The following is a 1,276-nucleotide window of genomic DNA, read 5'->3' as shown; positions in this document are numbered from 1 at the left end:
CGTGGCGGACGTCGTCGAGTGGACCCGCTCCTGGCGGCCCGGACCCTCCGGCGCGACCGGCTACGTCACCCTCTTCGCCATGGGCGGCACCAGCGACCGGCCCCGCCCCGACGAAACCGCCTCCCCGCACCGCGACGCGACGTACGTCATCGACATCGGCACCCACTGGAAGCCCGGCACGCCGTCCGACCAGGTGGACCGCCTGCTGGCCCAGACCCGTGCCGCCCACCGCACCCTGCGCCGCCGCCTCGACACCGACAGCGCCTACGTCAACTTCCCCGACCCCGACCTCCCCGACTGGCAGCACGCCTACTACGGCGCCAACCACACCCGCCTCACCCAGGTCAAACGCCGCTACGACCCGACGGGCCTCTTCCACTACGCCCAGGGCGTCACCGCGCGGAACGCCTGACACGGACGGCCCGAATCCCGCCGCCCGCCCGCCGTTCGCCCACCGCCCGCCCGTCAGCCGCCCGGGCGGCCGGAAGGCCGGGGTCCGGATGTGGCGGCGGCCGGGCCATGGGGCAGGATGGCAGTCCGTTCGGAATGCGTACATCCGCTCCAATGCGGCTGCGCACCACACGACCTGACAGGCGACAAGGTGACGACACAGTACATACGGCGGCCGGCGGCGGCCCGTTCCCTCGCCCTCCACGCTGCGGAGGCGGGACGGTGACGGTGACCCGGGACCTGGTCCTGCACGACTGGGTGGTGGCCGGCATCGCCCTGGCCTCCGGATGTGTGGCCGGTCTGGTCCTGCGGGCTCTGATGAAGTGGCTGGGCAAGCACGCGGGCCGGACCAAGTGGAGCGGCGACGACATCATCGTCGACGCACTGCGCACCGTCGTCCCCTGGGCGGCCGTGGTCGCCGGGGCCGCGGTGGCCGCTTCGGCGCTGCCGCTCACCGCCCGGATCGGGGGGCTGGTCGACAAGTCGCTGACGGCCGTGCTCATCGTCATCGCGACACTCAGCGCGGCCCGGGTGGTGGCCGGGCTGGTGCAGTCGGTGGCCGCGTCCCGGACGGGCGTCGCGGCGTCCGCGACCATCTTCGTCAACATCACCCGCATCGTGGTGCTGTCGATGGGCGTCCTCGTCGCCCTGGAGACCCTCGGGGTGTCCATCGCCCCGCTGGTCACCGCCCTCGGAGTGGGCGGCCTCGCGGTCGCGCTGGCGTTGCAGGAAGCCCGACCGGTGGCACCTGCACCGCCCCGAGCTGGAACGCCGCCACGGTCTACGCGACCGCCGGTGCCAAGGTCTCCTGGAAGGGTCACAACTA

The 1,276-nt window shown here is 73.2% G+C and carries 1 protein-coding gene and 1 pseudogene; both read left to right on the top strand.

Translation table 11 applies throughout. The features are described from left to right. On the top strand, window positions 1–412 hold a 412-nt coding region (locus tag ABZ641_RS38020; RefSeq protein WP_359989199.1), incomplete at its 5' end, for a BBE domain-containing protein. Window positions 413–678: 266 nt separating this feature from the next. Further along, a pseudogene (locus ABZ641_RS38015) lies at window positions 679–1,276 on the top strand (hypothetical protein); the annotation flags it as partial.

Source organism: Kitasatospora sp. NPDC007106 (genome assembly GCF_040634455.1).
GTDB classification, from domain to species: Bacteria; Actinomycetota; Actinomycetes; order Streptomycetales; family Streptomycetaceae; genus Kitasatospora; species Kitasatospora arboriphila.
This window is presented reverse-complemented; position numbering and strand designations above follow the sequence as displayed.